Source organism: Stutzerimonas stutzeri, from assembly GCF_024448695.1.
Classification (GTDB): Bacteria; Pseudomonadota; Gammaproteobacteria; order Pseudomonadales; family Pseudomonadaceae; genus Stutzerimonas; species Stutzerimonas stutzeri_T.
The window spans coordinates 1-1460 of the sequence record NZ_JAMOHY010000054.1 but is presented as its reverse complement, the minus strand read 5'-3'; the positions used below and the strand labels follow the sequence as shown (position 1 = coordinate 1460).

The following is a 1460-nucleotide window of genomic DNA, read 5'->3' as shown; positions in this document are numbered from 1 at the left end:
GACACCAATCTCAAGACCCAGTTGAAAGCCTATCTGGAAAAGGTCACTCAGCCGTTCGAGATCGTCGCGTCCCTCGATGACGGCGAGAAGTCCCAGGAAATGCTGAGCATGCTGCAGGACATCACCAGCCTCAGCGACAAGATCACCCTCAAGACCGACGGCCAGGACGCACGTAAACCGTCGTTCTCGCTCAACCGCATCGGCGGCGACATCAGCCTGCGCTTCGCCGGTCTGCCCATGGGCCACGAGTTCACCTCGCTGGTGCTGGCGTTGCTGCAGGTTGGCGGCCATCCGTCGAAGACGGCGGCGGAGGTCATCGAGCAGATCAAAGGTATCGAAGGCGAATACAACTTCGAGACCTACTTCTCGCTGTCCTGTCAGAACTGCCCGGACGTGGTCCAGGCACTGAACCTGATGGCAGTGCTCAACCCCAACATCCGCCACGTCGCCATCGACGGTGCGCTGTTCCAGGACGAAGTCGAAGCGCGCCAGGTCATGTCGGTGCCAAGCATCTACCTCAACGGCGAACTGTTTGGCCAGGGCCGCATGGGCGAAGAGGAAATCCTCGCCAAGCTCGACACCGGCGCCGCCTCGCGTGGTGCCGAGAAGATGAACGCCAAGGCTGCCTTCGACGTGCTGGTCATCGGCGGTGGCCCGGCTGGTGCCGCGGCTGCCGTCTACGCCGCGCGCAAGGGCATCCGTACCGGCGTCGCTGCCGAGCGCTTCGGCGGCCAGGTGCTGGACACCATGGCCATCGAGAACTTCATTTCGGTGAAGGCCACCGAAGGCCCGCAACTGGCCCGAGCCCTGGAAGAGCACGTGCGCGAGTACGAGGTCGACATCATGAACTTGCAGCGTGCCAGCAAGCTGATCCCGGCGGGTCCGGAAGGTCTGCACACCGTCGAGTTCGAGAACGGCGCGCGGCTGCAGTCCAAGACCCTGATCCTCTCCACCGGCGCACGCTGGCGCGAAATGAACGTGCCCGGCGAGCAGGAATACCGTGGCCGTGGCGTCGCCTACTGCCCGCACTGCGACGGCCCGTTGTTCAAGGGCAAGCGCGTGGCGGTAATCGGTGGCGGCAACTCCGGCGTAGAAGCGGCCATCGACCTGGCCGGCCTTGTCGCCCACGTCACCCTGCTGGAATTTGGCGAGAGCATGCGTGCCGATGCGGTGCTGCAGAACAAGCTGCGCAGCCTGTCCAACGTCACCGTCCTGACCATGGCACAGACCACCGAAGTGCTGGGCGACGGGCAGAAAGTCACCGGCCTGGTTTACAAGGACCGCAACAGCGACGAACTGCACAACGTCGAGCTGGAAGGTATCTTCGTGCAGATCGGCCTGCTGCCCAACAGCGACTGGCTCAAGGGCAGCGTGGAGCTGAATCGCTTCGGCGAGATCATCGTCGATGCCAAGGGTCAGACCAGCTTGCCCGGCGTGTTCGCCGCTGGCGACGTGACCAC

General features: G+C 63.6%; 1 protein-coding gene. It reads left to right on the top strand.

The genetic code is table 11. The features are described from left to right. A partial coding sequence (ahpF, locus tag NAV32_RS17545; protein WP_256054057.1) for an alkyl hydroperoxide reductase subunit F occupies positions 1 to 1460 on the top strand: 1460 nt, incomplete at both ends.